This is a genomic window from Neobacillus citreus, assembly GCF_018343545.2.
GTDB lineage: Bacteria > Bacillota > Bacilli > Bacillales > Cytobacillaceae > Neobacillus > Neobacillus citreus.
On sequence record NZ_JAGYPE020000029.1, the window covers coordinates 23,650 to 42,398 of the forward strand.

Below are 18,749 nucleotides of genomic sequence, written 5' to 3' on the forward strand. Positions count from 1 at the left end.
CTTATTAGACATTTTCATACTCTCCGACGACTATTTTGTCTTTAAAAAGCCTCTTAATAGACATTTTGCTTCTAAAGGAGATAGCATATTGTCTTTTACAACTCAGACAAGTACTTTTCAATCAACTCCATGGAAAAGCCTTTCCGATAAAGTGCCTGTTTCATTTTTTGCTCGAATTCAAAACCGTTATATTGCGAGTATTTCCGAACGGCCTTTTCCCCTTGATAACGGATCGCTTCAAGCTCGCTACCACCATTGCCATCATCGTCAACAGCAGCATCTGCTCTCATCGTACCCGCATCCTCAAGCGCAATCTGAATAACCTCAAACGAATATCCCTTACGAAGCAGCATTTGTTCCAGCTTTTGTTTTTGAATCCGTAGCGAATCCTTAGATCCCTTTTTGAAAAACTTCTCGCAAAGCTTCACGGCCTTTTCGATTTGCTGTTCTCGCGGAAATTCCTTTAGCGCCTCAACCAAAATTACCTCGCTAATCCCCTTTTGTTTCAGTTCCTGCTTGACCACATCTGGGCCTTTATCCGTGGTATTTGCCTGTGTCCGCACATAGGCGAAGGCAAATTCCCTGTCATTTATGTATTTCTGAGCTGTCAGCTTATGAATCACTTCATTTACAACTGGCTCTTCCATTTCTTTTTCAACAAGATAGTCTCGGATTTCTTTCTCCGACCTTATTCGCCTTGCCAGGTAATGAACTGCTAAATTGTAGGCTTTTCGGATGTCGTCTTGATATTGAATTTCTAAAAGAGAAAATTCATCCACTTCCATCCCTTTTTTTAAGCCAAATTTAATCAGAACATCACTGTCAACACTAAAGGCAAACTGTTCACCTTTGCCGTAATCCATAAAAATATTAAAACGGTCTATATTTTTTTGCTGCGTGGTGATTTTTGTAATTATAGCCATCACGGTCACCCCCACTCTAATTTACCATATTGGTCAAAAAATATAATAAAATAAAGGTAATAAGGAGGGCGGAAAAAATGAAAATAGCGATTGCAGGCGGAACAGGCTTTGTTGGTAAAGCACTTGTACATGAATTAACCAAAAACGGCCATCAGGTCATTGTTTTAACGCGAAACTCAAATCAGGATGGCCCCAGCGTTCAATATGTCCAATGGCTGCAAGCAAACTCAAACCCTGCCCCGTCCCTAGCAGGAACAGATATCATCATCAACCTAGCTGGCGAATCCATAAACAGCGGCCGCTGGACCGAACAAAGAAAGCAAACAATCTTGAACAGCCGGCTCGAAGCCGTCCATGAGCTTCTAAAAATTATGAACGAATTAAACCCAAGGCCAAAAGCATTAATCAACGCCAGTGCGGTCGGGTATTACGGGACCTCATTCAAGAAGACTTTTTCAGAAGAAAACAAAGGCAGCAGCGATGACTTCCTGTCATGTACAGTCATGGAATGGGAAAACGAAGCCGCAAAGGCCACAGAAATCGGGATTCGGACTGTTTTTTGCAGATTTGGCATCGTCCTTGATAAAGCAGAAGGTGCCCTGCCAAAAATCGCACTCCCTTATAAATCGTTTATTGGCGGGCCTATCGGCACAGGAAAGCAGTGGATGTCCTGGATTCATATTGACGATGTTGTTAAGGCTATACTCTTTATCATCGAAAATGAAAAAATTCAAGGTCCGGTTAACTTTACAGCCCCAAATCCTGTCACCATGAATGAATTCGGCAAAGTGCTAAGCGAAGTTCTCAAGCGGCCGAACTGGCTTCCAGTGCCTAGCTTTGCCTTAAAAACTCTATTAGGGGAAATGAGCACACTGGTGATCGATGGTCAAAAAGTGCTGCCAGCCAAACTCTTGGAATCCGGCTACACCTTCCAATATCCAGATTTAAAACCTGCGCTGAAAAATATATTTTCCTAAAGACAGTATCTTTCCTCATCGATAAGGCAAAAATGGTGAAGTGTACATTATGTACCATTTTTACCTAATTCAAATAGTTGAAAGGAATGAGCATGATGTCAGAAAATAAGAAGCGCAATAAGGATCGGGAAAGAACTAATTTAACAAGTATGCAGGAGGTCGCGTACGGCCATGAGTTTAAAATGGCGGACCGGGCCGGCGGCTACACGAAACGTAAAAGATAACAACTAAAAACTTTATATAATTTTTCCATTAATGGACCCCTTGCCATTTGCAAATGCTAGTAAAGGGAGCAGGCCTTTTGCTCCACTAGCGATAAAATGAAAGGGGTTTTTTTAATGGGCCGTTCACATGGACATAAGAGTCGTGACAAAAACAAAGCCTCACTTCCTCAAGTACCGAAAAATATGAAATCAGATGGACAAGATGTAGAATTCTCCAAGGAAATGGCTGATGGAGCTGACTTAGAAGCAATGGCGCGCGCAAATGCGGCAAATCAGCGCGTCAGAAATCGCAAATAATAAATGAAAACTCGCCGATTGGCGAGTCCGAGAGGACGGTTCATGAGGCGTAGTTGAATTTATACTTTTAGCTAAAAAAAGAAGAAGCAGGATTCCTGCTTCTTTAATGTATTTAAAGGGGGAGTTAACGATTATTAATTGGTACTGCCTTATTGCGTTTTTACCTCATTTACATGAGCTTTTTTGAAATAGCCTTTGATAAAAGGAACTGCATATCGGTCAAGTCCGAAGTAGTAAGCTCCTGCACCTGCGAATAACAGAATCATTGCGGCTGTATAAAGAATTGGGTTCGTGCTTGTCGTACCTGCCAGCATAAAGTTCAAGTTCATAAATGCACCGGCAATCAAGGCTGGGATTGTGGCTAAACCAACGATTAAACCAAGACCGACTAACATTTCTCCCCAAGGTATTAATGTATTAAAAATTCCCACGTTAGGCATAGCGAATTGCTGTAAGAAATCTGCATACCATGCTTGAACCGCAGGGTGTTCGCCAGTTGCTGCCGCCATTGCTCCTTTTAGGAATCCTGTAGCATCGAAACCACCAGTTAACTTATGATAACCTGCTTCTATCCATTGTAATCCAAGCCAAACACGTAATACTGTCCAAACAACCGCTGCGTAAGGAGTTTTGTACCATCTCATCATAATCATCTCCATAGTTTTATTGTGAAGTATTTCACAAATTTAACTTTAAGTTATTCCCTTATGAAAGGGATTGATCAGCTAGCTGTGTCTTGTAAGGAAGTCTTTGTGAATTGCTTCACTATCTTCTTTACACTTTTAATATACTCTCCTGCTATTGAAAAAACAACGGCTTTCACAGTTTCTTAACATATTAATGTTAGATATATGAAGAGATTGTGAACGCAATACAGCAAGTTCCCCCTCCTCTTTTGTGAACAATGTTTATAATGTAGACAACATCAGCTCCCCCCTTATAAAACCTGATTTTTACAATCAGCTTTTCTGTTAATAACTAACGGTGGATAACCGCTTTCAAAATTGTGGATAATGTGCATAACATTGTGGACTACCTATAAATACAGGATTTTAGATGTGGAAAAAACACTGGATAAATGAATGTCCATTCATAACAAAAGGAGCATCACATAAAAGATGCCCCTCAATCCAACCCTATAATGCCTTCGCTTCCTCAATACCCCTCACCAGGAATTCTTCATTACCCAGAATCGAAAAATATTGAACCGATGGTTGCCTTTGCGCAAGCTGCTCGATATCCTTTTTGGAACCCTTTAGGACAAAGATTCCCTCAGAGATTTCATCCACCAGGGTAATCGCGGGACTGCCATATTTTTGGACCAGACCCTGGACCAGCCAGTACTCCCTCTGGTGTTCATTTTTCAACTCAATGTCCTCCCCTGAGGTTTTCAAATAATTAGACTTCGGCACGTGGCTTTGACATACGTGGACCAAATCCTCGATTATGGCACTAGCCGTTGGGTACATGCCTGCGCCCGGTCCTTGAAGGGTGATTTCACCAACGATATCAGATTTTACATTTACCGCATTCTCCACTCCCTCAACATGGTAAAAAGGGTGCTCAGAGCCGACCAGAACCGGCTTCACCGATGCCTGGATGCGGGTGCCCGACTTCCAGATGCTCGCAATATGTTTAAACCGTAACCCTAAGTTTTGCGCTGCTTCAATCAATTCACTCGTAATAGACGTAATCCCAACCCGTTCAACATCACGCCAGTCAGGCTCTTCTCCAAATGCCAGCCTGCTTAAGATCATTGTTTTATAAAAAGCATCATAGCCTTCCACGTCATTGGTCGGATCCGCCTCGGCATAGCCATTTTCCTGCGCCCGCAACAAGCTTTCGGCAAATGACTGCCGTTTATCCCTCATTTCGGTCAAGATGAAATTGGACGTTCCATTGAGGATTCCCAGGATCCGCTGGACACGATTAATTTTTAAAAGCTGACCGAGCGTTTGAATGACCGGAATCCCTCCAGCCACTGTCGCCTCAAAACCAACCGACACCTGATGCTGTTCTGCCAACTCGATAAGCTCATTCCCGTGGTGGGCAAACATCTCCTTATTCGCTGTAATGATGTGGCAGCCCCGTTGGATTGCTTTTTTCAAGTAGGAAAAAGTCGGGTCTTTATCCACGATGCATTCAATCACGACATCAAGCTTCGGCAATTGCAGAATTTCTTCGAAGTCCGTTGTCAGCAGAACATTCCCGCTAATATCCCGCGGCTTTTGCTTATTTCTAACAAGGACGGCAGCAACCTCTACTTCCTTCCCTAATTCTGCCGCCAGCTCATTGCTATGTGATTGAATGGTCCGATAAACCCCTTCACCTACCGTACCGAACCCGAGAATTGCCACATTAATTACAGACATGTCTGCCACCCCTTTATTTTTTTGAAAAATAAAAACCCTCTTCATAAGAAGAGGGCTCTATTCCTCCTCTTATCTATCAGGCTACAAATAACCTGCAGGAATTAGCACCTTTTCAAGGAATACCTTGAAGGTTGCCGGGCTTCATCGGGCCTAGTCCCTCCGCCGCTCTGGATAAGAGTATTTATTTGATTTTTCATTAAATTTCAAAATATATATAAAAAGTATATTATCTGAATTTTCAAGAGTTGTCAATATTAAAGTGGCAAAAGGGCGACCGTTTCTTTTGCTGCTAATTTCTCAACCATGTCCAGCCATTCCTGTGGTTTATTGGAAAGCACAGAATAATAGGTAGTTAGAAAGTCTTTGACAAGTGATGCCGGTATTTCGGCGATTTCTTCCTTAATCGGCATGAAGCATAGATCCAGCCCGGACACAGCTTCCCCATTGTTTTCCCAAGACGGGTGAACATAGGCAAGGTCAAGACGCTTATAGCCTAAATGTGACAGAACCTCACGGCGCACGTACGGGTCCATGACCTTCACACCGCCAAATTCGTGGTGCTCTACACGGTATGGGTCATAGATTTCGGCAAACATTCCGAACAGCTCCGTACCGTTTTGGGCAGCAAGCTGTTTTAAGTCTTTTAGACGATTTTCAGCTAAAAATCGGCCAAGCGAGAGACCTGGTTTGCTGATGATCGTGAAGTCGGTCATCGCAATATTCCAGTCAGGATAATAGCGGTACTCAGTCGCACCGACGACCTGGTCCTGATCGACGGCAACGAACACGCGGATACTTGGGTCTTCTAACGGTTCTTTCCACAATTCATAATCTAGGACCTCTTCCGGTGGAAAAATCTGTCCCATTAAATCGTGAAGCTTTTTAAAATTGGGGTCTTCGATATTGGTAATGCGTTTAAATTCCATTGGTTCTGATTCCCCTTATAAATTATTTAAACGGGTTCTTCCATTCCATTAATGCCGCATTGTTAAGGGATTCTTCATCCTCTAAATAGTTTCTGGCGACACCGATTGGCACACGTCCGCAGCGAAGGAGAAAGCTGATGACAGGATCCTTCAGCTCGCCCTTTATGACAGCGTCGAGATACTCTTCCGGCGTCATTTTTTCAGCCACTTTATGATAGCCCGGCATCCGCCCGCCGCCAAGAAGACGGTCATACCCTTTTTCAATGACCACATGATACATGGCATGCATCATTAATTTTCCGAGTCCCAGCTTACGGTACTTCGGACGGACGCTGATATCGACAATGTAGAGGGTGTTGCCGTTCGGATTATGGTTGCGGATATAGCCGTGGTCGGTCACTTCTTCCCATGTATGGCTGTGATTAGACGGGTCCAACTCGACACAAACTCCGGTCAGGGAGCCCGCCAATTCTCCATTGATTTCAACGCATAATGCCCCTTCCGGAAACAGTGTCACATGATTCGTTAATTGTTCTTCATTCCACCAAAGCTCGGATGGAAAAGGAGGCGGGAAGCATTCGGACTGGATTTCGATAAGCTGATCAAAGTCCTCCATTGTGTAATTACGTATACAAACCGGCAGCGGCCGGTCCTGATCATAAACGTAAAATTCACTGCGATACATGAAAAGGCCTCCCTCGTTTTAATTCCAATCTGTATATAAATCAGTGCGGCGGTCGCGCCAGGTGGTCACAGAACCACGCTCGCGAACTTCGTATAGCAGTTCCAGGTCAAGATCGGCTGTTACGACCATGTCGTTGTTGATTTCCCCTTCTACTAAAAGCCCTTTTGGCGGGAACGGAATGTCGTTTGGAGTGATAATGACGGCCTGGCCAAAGTTTGCCCGCATGAAATCAACCGTCGGCAGCGCGCCAACCGTTCCGGTTAATACTACATATACCTGATTTTCAATCGCTCGGGCATGGCTCGTGTAACGGACGCGGTGGAAGCCGTGACGATCGTCCGTGCAGGATGGACAGAAAATAACATCGGCGCCCTTCGCCTTCGCCATCCGGACGATTTCCGGGAATTCAATATCATAGCAGGTTAACAGAGCAATTTTTCCTTTTTCTGTTTCAAAAATTTGAAACGAGTCCCCTGCTGCCATATTCCATTCGTTAACCTCGGTTGGTGTGATATGCAGTTTAGCCTGCTCGCCGACGCGGCCGTCTGGGTAAAATAAATGAGCAGTATTGTAAAGCTTGCCATCCTTTTCAAGGACATGGGTCCCCGCGATGATGTGCATGTTGGTTTCTTTTGCAAATTTGATAAATAGTTCACGGTATTGGTTAGTAAAGCTAGGCAGGTCATTGATGGTCAGGCTTTGTCCCTGGCCATTTCCAATGGAAAGTAGTTGCGTAGTAAAGAATTCAGGAAAAAGGACAAATTCAGCCCCGAATTCTTCGGCGGTTTTTATATAATGCTCACATTGAGCGGCAAATTCCGCAAATGAGTTGATTGTGTGAAGATGGTACTGAACAACAGATACTCTAAGTTTCATTTTTCGCCTCCAGGTAAGTTATTGGAAGATAGATTCCATATTGAATTATCTTATAATCTAGCACTTTATACAAATGAAATGCATTCCAAATATGAAAGTAGATAAAAAGCCAGCAGGGGCGCTGGCTTTAATGTAGATATCCTACTAATTTCTTTCCCAAAAGGTAATTTAGTTACCTATTAAACAGCTTACTGCTCTAGTTTTCCCTCAGCAAGTTTAATTTGCTCTCTTACCTGCTCTGGTGAGGTACCGCCAAAGCTATTTCGGACCGCCACCACATGCTCTGGCGCCAAAACAACGTAAATATCCTCTTCAAACAGCGTACTGAACTGCTGATATTCGTCCAGTGTTAAATCCAATAGGAATTTGCCGGATTGAATCGAGTAAAGAACAATTTTTCCAATCACTTCATGAGCCTCGCGGAATGGCAATCCTTTGCGAACGAGGTAATCGGCAATGTCAGTAGCATTAGAGAAGTCATTATTGATGGCTTTTCGCATGACATCCTTGCGAACAGTCATTGTTTCAATCATCGGTGCCAAAAGCTTCAATGAGCCTTCTAGGGTTGCCACCGTATCAAACATTCCCTCCTTGTCTTCCTGGAGGTCCTTGTTATAAGCGAGCGGCAGTCCTTTCAACACAGTCAGCAAGCCAATCAAATTGCCATACGTGCGGCCTGTTTTTCCGCGCAGCAGCTCCGGTACGTCAGGATTCTTTTTCTGCGGCATGATGCTTGATCCTGTACAGAACGAATCATCGAGCTCAACAAACTGAAATTCCTGGCTTGACCAAATAACCAATTCCTCTGAAAGACGAGAAATATGTGTCATGATAATCGAGCCAATCGACAGGAATTCAAGGATAAAGTCGCGGTCGCTGACGGCATCCATGCTATTCGGATAAATGGTTTCAAAGCCCAATTGCTCGGCAACAATCCCACGGTTAATCGGGAAAGTTGTTCCTGCCAACGCACCGGAACCAAGCGGAAGCCAGTTCACGCGTTTCAGCGAATCCAACAGTCTCTCCTTATCGCGTTCAAACATCCAAAAATACGCCATTAAGTGGTGGGCGAATGAAACAGGCTGCGCGCGCTGCAAATGGGTATAGCCCGGAATCAGCGTTTCCACATGCTCCTTCGCTTGTCCGATAATCGCCTGCTGAACCTCTTCCACCAACGTGATCAGTTCAGTTGTCTTTGTTCTTAAATAAAGATGCATATCCGTCGCCACTTGGTCGTTCCGGCTGCGGCCTGTGTGGAGTTTTCCGCCAACCGGTCCAATCTCTTCGATTAGCTGTCTTTCAATATTCATATGAATGTCTTCATCTTCAACTAAAAATTCGACCTCGCCGCGGTCTACTTTTTCCTTAATCAATAGAAGGCCATTTTTAATTTTTTCTGCATCCTCCACTGGAATGATGCCACATTCACCAAGCATCTGCACATGGGCAAGGCTGCCTGCAATATCTTCCTTGGCCAGTTTTTGGTCAAAGGAAATCGAAGCTGTAAACTCTTCTACTAGTTTGTTAGTTTCCTTCGTAAAACGTCCGCCCCATAGCTTAGACATCACTTGCTCCTCCTAAATGTAAGAAGATTGCCCCCGAAACAACTTCGAGGGCACTCCGAATTTATTTTCAATCCCAAATTATTGCTTTACAACTGATTCTTCTTTTTTATTAACCTCAGTATATACCTTTGTTGGCAGACCCCAAAGCTTAATGAAACCAACTGCTGCATTATGATCAAAAGCATCGCCTTTTGTATAAGTAGCAAGCTCTTCATTGTAAAGACTATGAACGGATTTACGGCCGACAACCGTATGGTTACCCTTATGAAGCTTCACGCGGATGGTTCCGGAAACAACCTTTTGAGTTTCGTCGATAAACGCATCAAGCGCTGGTTTTAATGGTGAATACCAAAGACCTTCATAAATGATTTTCGCCATTTGCTGGTCTACCTGTGTTTTGAATTGAGTTACTTCACGTGGTAATGTCAAGAACTCCAATTCTTTGTGAGCATTGATTAAAATAAGTGCTGCTGGGTTTTCGTATACTTCACGGGATTTAATCCCTACTAATCTATTTTCGATGTGGTCGATACGGCCGACACCATGTTTGCCGCCAAGGGCATTTAATGTTTCGATCAATTGAACAAGCGGTAAAGTTTCACCATTAAGGGCTACAGGAACACCTTGTTCAAATTCGATTTCAATATATTCAGCCTGATCTGGAGCTAATTCAATTGGGTTGGTCCAATCGTATGCTGCCTCAGGAGCTTCTGCCCAAGGATCCTCGAGAACTCCTGCTTCGCAGGCACGGCCCCAAATGTTGGCGTCAATTGAGAATGGATTGTCTAAATCAACTGGAATCGGAATCCCATGCTCCTGTGCATAGGCGATTTCTTCATCACGGGTCATACCCCATTCACGAACTGGTGCAACCACCTTTAGACTTGGGTTTAAGGCTTGCACGGAAACTTCAAAGCGGACTTGGTCGTTTCCTTTACCAGTACAACCATGGGCCACCGCTGCTGCTCCTTCCTGCTCCGCTACATCAACCAATAATTTTGAAATTAATGGTCTTGATAGCGCAGAGGATAGTGGGTACTTGCCTTCATATAAGCAGTTAGCTTTTAATGCAGGGATAATATAATCCTTTGCTAGCATTTCTTTAGCATCTACCATGATAGCTTTAATAGCGCCAACATTTAATGCCTTATTTTTAATAGCTTCCAAGTCTTTTCCTTCGCCGACATCAAGTCCTAGCGCGATGACATCATAGCCATATTTTTCTTGGATCCATTTAACCGAAACTGATGTATCTAAACCGCCTGAATAGGCTAATACGATTTTTTCCTTTGCCATTTTAAACGCTCCTTACATTACTGTGTATTTAAATTCATTCAACGGTATTATTATACAACAAATTTCAAAAAAAGAAAGTCTATTTCTCTAGTAAAAGTTTTAAAATTGCTTTTTGTGCATGAAGACGGTTCTCTGCTTCATCAAAAACAACGGAATGAGGGCCATCGATAATTTCTGCAGTTACCTCTTCGCCGCGGTGTGCAGGCAGACAATGTAAGAAAAGATAGTCGTCTTTTGCCAGCTTGCATAGTTCTGTATTCACTTGATAGCTTTGGAATGCCTCAAGGCGTTTTGCCGTTTCTTCTTCCTGCCCCATGCTGGTCCAAACATCTGTTACGATCACATCTGCATCTTTAACCGCTTCCTGTGGATTGTTTGTAATTGTAACGGTACTTCCTGTTTGTTGCCCAAACTTGAGGGCTCTTTCGTTAATTTTCTCATTTGGCATATATCCGGACGGGCTGGCGATGCTGATATCCATGCCTACTTTTGCAGCACCTTCCATTAATGAATGAGCCATATTGTTATTTCCGTCGCCCACATAGGCAAGCTTTAAGCCCGCTAATTTCCCTTTTTTCTCTAAAATGGTTAATAAATCGGCCAGGACCTGTGTCGGGTGCTGCAGGTCAGTTAAGCCGTTAATAACCGGAACGGTCGCATGCTCTGCTAATTCTTCAACCGTCTCGTGTGCAAACGTACGAATCATAATGCCGTCGACATAGCGCGATAAGACCTTTGCTGTGTCAGAAATGCTTTCCCCGCGGCCAATCTGGATATCTCTTGAACTTAAAAAAATCGCATGCCCGCCTAGCTGCAGCATTCCTACCTCAAAGGATACTCTTGTACGTGTAGATGATTTTTCAAAAATCATTCCCAGGACCTTGCCGCCCAAATGCGGGTGCGGCTTCCCTTGCTTTTGCTGGGCCTTTAATTCCTGGGCCACTTCCAGCATATAAAGAATTTCTTCTGTTGTATAATCAGCCAGCTGAAGGAAATCCTTCCCCTTCAGCTGTAATTTATTTGAATTTAATTTAACGGCTTCTAACATGAACCGCACCTTCCTTTTCCAATTGATAAAACTCACTTACAGTATGAACTGTAAAATCTGCTGCCACCGTTTTTTGCAAGTCGAGGATTGCTTTCACCGTATCAAGATGGGTGTACACCGGCACCTTATAGCGGATCGCCTGCTCGCGGATATAAAAGCCAAATTTCTGTTTGTTCCGTCCTTGATTTGGCATATTGATTACAGCTTTCATGTTTTGCTTTTTGAACAGGTCATTCACATCCTGGTCGTTTTTCACAACAGTCTCGACAACGATGCCATTGGCTGCTAAAAAGGCTGCAGTGCCTTCTGTTGCGGCAAGCTTCCATTTTCCTGCAAGCTCTTTTAGAATTGGCAGGCTTCCTGCTTTCTCACGGTCAGAAATGGAGCATAACAGGTAATCTTCTCCGGCCGTTCCACCTATGGAAGGAAGTGCCTTATTGAGAGCCTCCTGGAAAGTTCCACCCATACCAAGCACCTCACCGGTTGACTTCATTTCCGGACCAAGCACATGGTCAACACCCTTTAACTTGCTTGATGAAAAAATTGGTGCTTTTACGGAATAGTATGCCGGTTCAGGAAGCAAACCTGTTGTTTGACTAACATCCTTAAGAGTCTCTCCTAATTGAACTCGTACGGCCCATTCAATCATTGGAACGCCCGTAACCTTGCTGATAATCGGCACCGTTCTTGACGAACGCGGATTCACTTCCAAACAATAGACGATATTTTCATAGACGACGAATTGGATATTCATCATGCCGATGATGGAGGTCGCCTTGGCAATTTTGGCACCGTACTCGATTAGCGTCTCTTTCGTATCTGCTGTTAACGAAATCGGCGGGAATACGGAGATACTGTCACCGGAGTGGACCCCTGCTTTTTCAATATGTTCAAATATTCCAGGAACGACAATATCGTTACCGTCACTGATAACATCAATTTCACACTCTAATCCTGGCATATATTTATCTACTAATAATGGCCACATTTTTTCGTTTGAATTTTTTTCAAGCTGCTGAATGTAACCAATTAATTCTTCCTCTGAAAAAATGGTAAACATGGACTGTCCGCCGATTACGTAAGACGGTCTTACAAGTACCGGGTAACCAAGGTTTGTTGCCGCATTGAGCAATTCCTTAGCATTTTCAGCTGTTTTCCCTTCGATATGCGGAATTTCTAGTTCCTCTAAGAGCTGATAAAATTCTTTTCGGTCTTCGAGTTGATCGACATGTTTTACAGAAGTTCCTAAAATTTTGACTCCCTCTGCTTCTAACTCATGGGCAAGATTAATAGCTGTCTGCCCGCCGAACTGAATCAGGACGCCTTCAATCTGTTCTTTTTCAATCACATGCAGAACATCCTCGGCAGCAAGAGGTTCAAAGTAAAGGCTGTCGGCAACGGAGTAATCCGTACTGACTGTTTCCGGGTTATTATTGATAACAACCGCCTGATAGCCTTTTTTCTTGATAGCCTTAGCGGCGTGTACAGAACAATAATCGAATTCGATTCCCTGACCGATTCGGATTGGACCTGAACCGATGACAAGGATTTTCGGCAAATCTTCAGCTTCCACCTCATCAAAGCCGTGCCAAGTAGAGTAATAATATGGCGTTACGGCGTCAAATTCTGCGGAGCAGGTATCAACCATCTTATAGCCTGGTTTCAGGTTTAGTTCTTTACGCTTGCTTCTAATTTCTTTTTCAGGAACACCATAGATTTGCGACAATAGCTTATCACCAACATTGGTGCGCTTGGCTTTCTTCAGGAGTGTGTCAGGCACTTCGTTCCATTGGAAACTAGCCAATTCCTTTTCCAGGGCCACGATAGAGCTAATTTTGTGTAAAAACCACGGGTCAATCTGAGTTAGCTGCTGTACCTGTTCAAGCGTCATGCCTCTTCGGAATGCTTCGGCAATGATAAACAGGCGCTGATCATTGGCCGTTTCCAAAAGCTGTACCAGGGCAGTTTCTTCTAAAGCTTGATTTGCTTCTTTGCAAAGACCGTATACATTCATTTCCATCGAGCGGATTGCCTTGTTTAGGGCACCTTCAAAAGTACGGTCAATCGCCATGACTTCGCCGGTAGCTTTCATTTGCGTCCCTAGTGTCCGGTCTGCTTCCGGGAACTTATCAAACGGGAAGCGCGGCAGTTTTACCACAATATAATCAATTGCCGGTTCAAACGAGGCAAAGGTATTGCCTGTTATCGGATTCACAATCTCATCCAAGTGATAGCCAATTGCACATTTGGCCGCCATCCTTGCAATCGGATAACCGGTTGCTTTGGAGGCGAGTGCCGATGAACGGCTGACCCTTGGATTTACTTCGATGATGTAATATTCGTTGGATTCCGGATGGAGTGCGAACTGAATGTTGCAGCCCCCGATAATCTCTAATTCTCTGATAACCTTTATAGAAACGTCACGGAGCATTTGATACTGAACATCTGTTAATGTTTGTGAAGGAGCAACGACAATCGAGTCGCCTGTATGAACGCCGACTGGGTCCATGTTTTCCATATTACAAACGATGATACATGTATCATTGGCATCCCGCATGACCTCATATTCAATTTCCTTCCAGCCCTTGATGCTTTTTTCCACTAATACTTGATGAATCGGGCTGGCTGCCAAACCTTTCTTCAAAACGATCTCAAGGTCTTCTTCGTTATAGGCAAAACCGCCGCCATCTCCACCGAGCGTATAGGCAGGGCGGATAATAACTGGATAGCCGATTTCGTTAACGAATGCAAGGCCTTCGTCGTACGTGTGAATGATCGCTGATTCCGGAATCGGTTCGCCGATTTGCAGCATCAAGTTCCGGAACTTCTCGCGATCCTCGCCGTTTTTGATGGAGGCAACCGAAGTTCCAAGAAGCTCCACATTATATTTTTCAAGAATTTTTTGCTCAAATAATTCAACGGTTAAGTTCAAGCCTGTTTGCCCGCCTAGGGTACCAATGACCCCGTCAGGTTTTTCCTTTTGAATGATTTTTTCAATCGTTTCTACATTAAGGGGTTCAATATATACCTTATCGGCAACTGCCTCGTCTGTCATGATGGTCGCCGGGTTGTTATTGATGAGGACAACCTCAAGTCCCTCTTCCTTCAGGGCGATACACGCCTGCGTTCCTGCATAATCAAATTCTGCAGCCTGCCCGATGACAATCGGGCCTGATCCGATGACTAGTACTTTTTTCAGGTTTTTATTTAATGGCATAACGTGTCTCTCCCACTGAAGCAATCTTGCTTACGAATTCTGTTAAAATATAAGCGGTGTCGCTTGGTCCCGGGTGTGCTTCCGGATGAAATTGCACGGTTTGAATTTGATAGTTTTTATGTGTTAGTCCTTCAATGGACTTGTCATTCACATTTCGGTAGGTGACATTGAATACCTTTTCGTCGATGCTGTTGTCGACGACTACGTAGCCATGGTTCTGGGCGGTGATTTTTACCTTTCCGGTCATTAATTCTTTTACCGGGTGATTGCCGCCGCGATGACCATAGGCAAGCTTTTCTGTTTTAGCTCCGTAAGCAAGGGCAATAAGCTGGTGTCCCAGGCAAATGCCTAGTGTTGGATAGTTCTGGCTGATTTTCTTGATTTCCGGGAACCATTTTTGCAATGACATCGGGTCCCCAGGGCCGTTGCTGATGAGGACACCATCCGGATCTAAAGATTTAATTTTTTCAAAAGGTGTGTTGTAAGGAACAACCGTTACCGCGCAATTTTCTGCTAAAAGAGCGGTAAGAATTGATTTTTTATAACCGAAATCCATTAAGACCACATGCGGGCCATTGTTTTTGAAAAATTGCACCTTTTTCGTGGATACTTGGTCTACCCATAATGGTGCTTTTTCTTCTTTCGTGAAGCTTGCTTCAGCCTTTTTGCTGATGAAGCCCTTAACGGTACCGCGGCTGCGGATTGTTTTGACTAGAAGTCTTGTATCGACATTCACGATTCCGGGAACGCCGGCCTGTTTTAGTTTGTCGGAAAACTTTTGAAAGGATTGATAATGACTCGGTGTTTCACATAAGTCACCAATGACAACCCCCGCAAGTGCCGGTGAAATACTTTCATCATCCAAGGCGTTGATTCCATAGTTTCCGATAATTGGATAGCAAAATGTAATGATTTGTCCAGCGTAGGACGGGTCAGTGATAATTTCCTGATAGCCGGTCATGCTTGTATTAAAAACTACTTCCCCGAGAGATTCCTTATTTGCGCCGATTAGCACACCTTCAAATACTTCTCCCGTTTCCAAAGTAAGATATCCCTGTTCCAACTTACCTCACTCGCCTTTCTCTAAACTTTGGAACGCCTTTTTCAGTTTTATAATAAATTCGTTGATTTCGTCTTTTGTAACAGTTAACGGCGGCAGAATTCTAACCACATTCGGGCCTGCTGTTAAAATTAACAGCTGGTTCTCGATGGCTTTTTTGACTATCGCTGAAGCATCAGTGTCAACGACCAAGCCTTTTAAAAGCCCTTTGCCGCGGGTTTCTTTAATAAACGCGTATTTTGTTGACAGGTTCTCAAGCTGTTGATCGAGATACTCTGCCATTTTGTTCGCGCTGGTAAGTATGTCGTTTTCAAGTATATGTGTAACGGTTGCCAGCCCTGCTGCTGTTGCCAGCGGGTTGCCGCCAAATGTGCTGCCGTGGCTGCCTGGTTCAAATCCTTTTGCCGCTTCTTCCTTGGCAATAATGGCGCCGATTGGGAATCCAGAGCCAAGACCTTTAGCAACGCTGATAACATCCGGTTCAATGTTGTATTGTTGGTAGGCAAAAAGGGTTCCTGTACGGCCGATGCCGGTTTGGATTTCGTCAACCATCAGAAGAATCCCGTTTTCCTTACAAATCTGGTCGAGCTTTTGTACCCATTCCGGGAAGGCTGGAATAACGCCGCCCTCACCTTGGACAAGTTCGAGAAGAACAGCGGCTGGCTTTAATTCGCCAAGCTCTTCAAGTGCTTCCATGTCGTTGTAAGGCAGGTAGCTGAAACCTGGCATCAATGGCGCAAAACCGTTTTGAATTTTTTCCTGACCGGTTGCCGTTAAGGTCGCTAATGTTCGGCCGTGGAAGGATTGCTTGAAGGTCACGACTGTCGATGAGCCGCTCCCTTTTACTTTGTTTGCGTATCTTCTTGCCAACTTAATCGCTGCCTCGTTTGCTTCCGCTCCGCTGTTGCAGAAAAACACTTGATCGCCGCAGCTGTTGGCTGCAAGGAGTGCTGCCAGTTTTTCTTGGTTTGGAATATTGTATAAATTTGAACAGTGCCAAAGATTTTGCAGCTGTTCTTCGAGTGTTTCTTTTATAGCATCCGGTACATGGCCCAGGTTGCAGGTTGCGATCCCGGAGGTAAAATCTAAATATTTTGTGCCTTTATCGTCCCAGACGTAGCTTCCTTTGCCTTTTTCGAGAGTGACAGGGAAACGTCCGTAGGTTGGCATTACCGGTGAAAGTTGAGAGACGGTATTATTGGCTGTCATTACGCTATCTCCTCTTCTAAAACAATTTTTGTTCCTGTATTTTTTCCGTTCACGTAATCTAGTAAGCTGCTTTTTTCAAAACCGTTGATGATGGCCACTTCACTAATGTTATGGACAAGTCCATCGATGGCTGCTTTTACCTTTGGAATCATTCCGCCGTAAATGGTTTTGTTTTCGATTAATTCTTCGATAATTGCTTTAGAAACTTTATCAAGCTTCTTCTTGGCTCCATCTTCTTCGACCAGGATTCCTGGGATGTCGCTGATAAAGCAAAGGTTAGCCTGGAGCTCCTTGGCGATGGCAGACGCCGCGATATCGCCATTGATGTTGTAGCGCTGGCCGTTTGCGTCAATTCCGATTGGAGAAATGACTGGGATATAGCCTTGACTGACGATTCCCTCAATCACATTTTTATTTACTTCAACAACTTCCCCGACGAATCCAAGGGTTTGGGCGTCTGCTGTTGGTTCAGCTTTTAACAAGCTGCCATCTACGCCGCTGACACCAAATGCGGTGCCGCCGACTTCGGCGATATTTCTAACAACCTGCTTATTGACCATGCCGCTTAATACCATTTCCACGATGTCAAGGACATCATGGTTGGTTACTCGAAGTCCGTTCACAAATTTAGTTTCTATATTTAAACTTTTTAATAGTTGATTGATTAATGGGCCGCCGCCATGGACAATAACCGGAGTCCATTCGCCTGCTTCCTTCATTTTTATAATATCTTCATAAAATGACCTTGGCAGATTTTCTAACACACTTCCGCCACACTTAATGACTAAGTATTTCATTTTCAAAAAGCCTCCTTAAGTGCGGTAGGATGCGTTGATTTTTACGTAATCATAAGTTAAGTCGCATCCCCAGGCGGTTGCACTGCTATTTCCTTGGTTTAACTCTACAAAAATTTGTACTGTTTCTTGTTCTAGGTAACTCTTTGCTTCTGCTTCATCAAACGGACAAGGCAGCCCGTTTTCAAATACAGGAATGGAGCCTAATGAAACCTTTACCAAGTTTGGTTCAACAGGGACACCGCTGTACCCAATTGCCGTCACAATTCTTCCCCAGTTGGCATCTGTTCCGTAGATCGCTGTTTTTACAAGGTTAGAAGAAATAATCGATTTCCCAACTGCTCTCGCATCTTCTGCCTTCAAAGCACCATTTACTTGAACCTCAACAAGCTTTGTTGCCCCTTCACCGTCACGGGCAATTTTTTTAGCAAGGGTTTCACTGACAACTTTTAATCCGTTTACGAATATATCCCAATCTGGATGGTCTTTGGTAAGCTGGTCATTTCCAGCTAATCCATTTGCCATGACCAGAACCATGTCATTCGTACTTGTATCACCATCAACTGTAATCATATTGAAAGTTTGGTTGGTAACTTCTCTAAGTGCTGATAAAAGATCTTCATGGGCAATGTTTGCATCCGTTGTGACAAAGCCAAGCATGGTTGCCATGTTTGGATGGATCATGCCGGAGCCTTTTGCTGCCCCGCCGATGCTGACAGTTTTGCCGTCAATTGTAAACTGAACGCCTACGTGCTTTGCGCAAGTGTCGGTAGTTAGGATTGCCTGCAGGAAGTTCTCCTCTGCTTCAAACTCGGGTTGAAGGATTTGACTAATTCCTGTCGTTATCTTATCCATTGGCAGTAATTCGCCAATCACTCCTGTTGAAGTGACGGAGACTAGGTGCTCTTGAATATTTAATTGACCTGCAAACTCCTTTTGCATCTGGTAAGCGTCTTGAATCCCTTGCTCCCCTGTGCAGGCGTTGGCGTTACCAGAATTGACAATGATTGCTTGAGTCTTATTTTCTTTTGAGATGCTTTCTTGTGTTACTAATAATGGAGCCGCTTGGAATAAGTTGGTTGTATATACTCCAGCCACATCAGCGGGAACCTCTGACACAATATAGGCCAAATCAAGTTTTTTTCTTTTCACTCCGCAGTGCATTCCGCCTGCTTTGTATCCCTGTGGTAATGTTATTCCTGCATTTTCTAAAATAATGATTTCATTGGTTGATGTTGCTTGTGTCAATGTCATTTCCCCCTTTATGGTTCCCTTGTTCG

At 44.0% G+C, this 18,749-nt stretch carries 17 protein-coding genes and 1 riboswitch; of the genes, 3 read left to right on the forward strand and 14 right to left on the reverse strand.

The genetic code is table 11. From position 1 onward, the window contains the following. Positions 1–95: 95 nt before the first annotated feature. Positions 96–923 carry a recombination regulator RecX gene (gene recX / locus KHB02_RS16055; RefSeq protein WP_213146693.1) on the reverse strand — a complete coding sequence of 276 codons (828 nt, stop codon included), beginning with the start codon at positions 921–923 and terminating at the stop codon, positions 96–98. 77 nt (positions 924–1,000) lie between these two features. Here recX and KHB02_RS16060 point away from each other — a divergent pair, with 77 nt between their 5' ends. From KHB02_RS16060 to KHB02_RS16070, 3 genes are all read left to right on the forward strand, one after another. After that, positions 1,001–1,900 (forward strand): TIGR01777 family oxidoreductase, encoded by a 900-nt coding sequence (locus KHB02_RS16060; protein WP_213146692.1) that lies wholly within the window; start codon positions 1,001–1,003, stop codon positions 1,898–1,900. Positions 1,901–1,995: 95 nt separating this feature from the next. Next, positions 1,996–2,124, forward strand: a complete 129-nt coding sequence (locus KHB02_RS16065; protein ID WP_213118037.1) for a YfhE family protein — start codon at positions 1,996–1,998, stop codon at positions 2,122–2,124. A gap of 114 nt (positions 2,125–2,238) precedes the next feature. Further along, on the forward strand, positions 2,239–2,421 hold the full coding sequence (locus KHB02_RS16070; protein WP_213118038.1) for a YfhD family protein: 183 nt from the start codon (positions 2,239–2,241) through the stop codon (positions 2,419–2,421). A gap of 149 nt (positions 2,422–2,570) precedes the next feature. Here KHB02_RS16070 and KHB02_RS16075 read toward each other — a convergent pair whose 3' ends face one another. From KHB02_RS16075 to argJ, 13 genes are all read right to left on the reverse strand, one after another. Then, positions 2,571–3,065 carry a DoxX family protein gene (locus KHB02_RS16075; protein WP_213146778.1) on the reverse strand — a complete coding sequence of 165 codons (495 nt, stop codon included), beginning with the start codon at positions 3,063–3,065 and terminating at the stop codon, positions 2,571–2,573. Positions 3,066–3,557: 492 nt separating this feature from the next. Then, complete coding sequence (locus tag KHB02_RS16080) at positions 3,558–4,793, reverse strand: homoserine dehydrogenase (RefSeq protein ID WP_213146691.1); 1,236 nt, start codon at positions 4,791–4,793, stop codon at positions 3,558–3,560. A gap of 66 nt (positions 4,794–4,859) precedes the next feature. Further along, a riboswitch (SAM riboswitch) is annotated at positions 4,860–4,971 on the reverse strand. A gap of 76 nt (positions 4,972–5,047) precedes the next feature. Beyond that, complete coding sequence (locus KHB02_RS16085) at positions 5,048–5,719, reverse strand: GNAT family N-acetyltransferase (protein WP_213146690.1); 672 nt, start codon at positions 5,717–5,719, stop codon at positions 5,048–5,050. Positions 5,720–5,741: 22 nt separating this feature from the next. Beyond that, positions 5,742–6,404, reverse strand: coding sequence for a GNAT family N-acetyltransferase (locus tag KHB02_RS16090; protein WP_213146689.1), 663 nt, complete (start codon positions 6,402–6,404; stop codon positions 5,742–5,744). Positions 6,405–6,422: 18 nt separating this feature from the next. After that, entirely contained in the window at positions 6,423–7,280 is an 858-nt protein-coding gene (locus KHB02_RS16095; RefSeq protein WP_213146688.1) for a carbon-nitrogen hydrolase family protein, read from the reverse strand. Between the two features lie 188 nt (positions 7,281–7,468). Continuing rightward, complete coding sequence (argH, locus tag KHB02_RS16100) at positions 7,469–8,845, reverse strand: argininosuccinate lyase (protein WP_213146687.1); 1,377 nt, start codon at positions 8,843–8,845, stop codon at positions 7,469–7,471. 78 nt (positions 8,846–8,923) lie between these two features. Further along, positions 8,924–10,141 carry an argininosuccinate synthase gene (locus tag KHB02_RS16105; protein ID WP_213146686.1) on the reverse strand — a complete coding sequence of 406 codons (1,218 nt, stop codon included), beginning with the start codon at positions 10,139–10,141 and terminating at the stop codon, positions 8,924–8,926. Between the two features lie 79 nt (positions 10,142–10,220). Then, entirely contained in the window at positions 10,221–11,189 is a 969-nt protein-coding gene (argF, locus tag KHB02_RS16110) for an ornithine carbamoyltransferase (protein ID WP_213146685.1), read from the reverse strand. Further along, entirely contained in the window at positions 11,173–14,406 is a 3,234-nt protein-coding gene (carB, locus tag KHB02_RS16115; RefSeq protein WP_213146684.1) for a carbamoyl-phosphate synthase (glutamine-hydrolyzing) large subunit, read from the reverse strand. Before carB ends, argF begins: the two co-directional genes overlap by 17 nt. Then, entirely contained in the window at positions 14,393–15,469 is a 1,077-nt protein-coding gene (locus KHB02_RS16120; RefSeq protein WP_213146683.1) for a carbamoyl phosphate synthase small subunit, read from the reverse strand. The genes carB and KHB02_RS16120 overlap by 14 nt, the downstream gene beginning before the upstream one ends. Before the next feature lie 6 nt (positions 15,470–15,475). Beyond that, positions 15,476–16,675 (reverse strand): acetylornithine transaminase, encoded by a 1,200-nt coding sequence (locus KHB02_RS16125; protein ID WP_213146682.1) that lies wholly within the window; start codon positions 16,673–16,675, stop codon positions 15,476–15,478. After that, positions 16,675–17,472: an acetylglutamate kinase gene (gene argB / locus KHB02_RS16130; RefSeq protein WP_213146681.1), complete on the reverse strand. Its 798-nt coding sequence runs from the start codon at positions 17,470–17,472 to the stop codon at positions 16,675–16,677. The genes KHB02_RS16125 and argB overlap by 1 nt, the downstream gene beginning before the upstream one ends. Before the next feature lie 15 nt (positions 17,473–17,487). Continuing rightward, positions 17,488–18,723 (reverse strand): bifunctional ornithine acetyltransferase/N-acetylglutamate synthase, encoded by a 1,236-nt coding sequence (gene argJ, locus KHB02_RS16135; RefSeq protein ID WP_213146680.1) that lies wholly within the window; start codon positions 18,721–18,723, stop codon positions 17,488–17,490. Positions 18,724–18,749 lie beyond the last annotated feature (26 nt).

Bases quoted from the DNA above. Each gene is read 5' to 3' on its own strand.
- recX (WP_213146693.1), bottom strand. From the start codon at position 923: ATGGCTATAATTACAAAAATCACCACGCAGCAAAAAAATATAGACCGT.
- KHB02_RS16060 (WP_213146692.1), top strand. From the start codon at position 1,001: ATGAAAATAGCGATTGCAGGCGGAACAGGCTTTGTTGGTAAAGCACTT.
- KHB02_RS16065 (WP_213118037.1), top strand. From the start codon at position 1,996: ATGTCAGAAAATAAGAAGCGCAATAAGGATCGGGAAAGAACTAATTTA.
- KHB02_RS16070 (WP_213118038.1), top strand. From the start codon at position 2,239: ATGGGCCGTTCACATGGACATAAGAGTCGTGACAAAAACAAAGCCTCA.
- KHB02_RS16075 (WP_213146778.1), bottom strand. From the start codon at position 3,065: ATGAGATGGTACAAAACTCCTTACGCAGCGGTTGTTTGGACAGTATTA.
- KHB02_RS16080 (WP_213146691.1), bottom strand. From the start codon at position 4,793: ATGTCTGTAATTAATGTGGCAATTCTCGGGTTCGGTACGGTAGGTGAA.
- KHB02_RS16085 (WP_213146690.1), bottom strand. From the start codon at position 5,719: ATGGAATTTAAACGCATTACCAATATCGAAGACCCCAATTTTAAAAAG.
- KHB02_RS16090 (WP_213146689.1), bottom strand. From the start codon at position 6,404: ATGTATCGCAGTGAATTTTACGTTTATGATCAGGACCGGCCGCTGCCG.
- KHB02_RS16095 (WP_213146688.1), bottom strand. From the start codon at position 7,280: ATGAAACTTAGAGTATCTGTTGTTCAGTACCATCTTCACACAATCAAC.
- argH (WP_213146687.1), bottom strand. From the start codon at position 8,845: ATGTCTAAGCTATGGGGCGGACGTTTTACGAAGGAAACTAACAAACTA.
- KHB02_RS16105 (WP_213146686.1), bottom strand. From the start codon at position 10,141: ATGGCAAAGGAAAAAATCGTATTAGCCTATTCAGGCGGTTTAGATACA.
- argF (WP_213146685.1), bottom strand. From the start codon at position 11,189: ATGTTAGAAGCCGTTAAATTAAATTCAAATAAATTACAGCTGAAGGGG.
- carB (WP_213146684.1), bottom strand. From the start codon at position 14,406: ATGCCATTAAATAAAAACCTGAAAAAAGTACTAGTCATCGGATCAGGC.
- KHB02_RS16125 (WP_213146682.1), bottom strand. From the start codon at position 16,675: ATGACAGCCAATAATACCGTCTCTCAACTTTCACCGGTAATGCCAACC.
- argB (WP_213146681.1), bottom strand. From the start codon at position 17,472: ATGAAATACTTAGTCATTAAGTGTGGCGGAAGTGTGTTAGAAAATCTG.
- argJ (WP_213146680.1), bottom strand. From the start codon at position 18,723: ATGACATTGACACAAGCAACATCAACCAATGAAATCATTATTTTAGAA.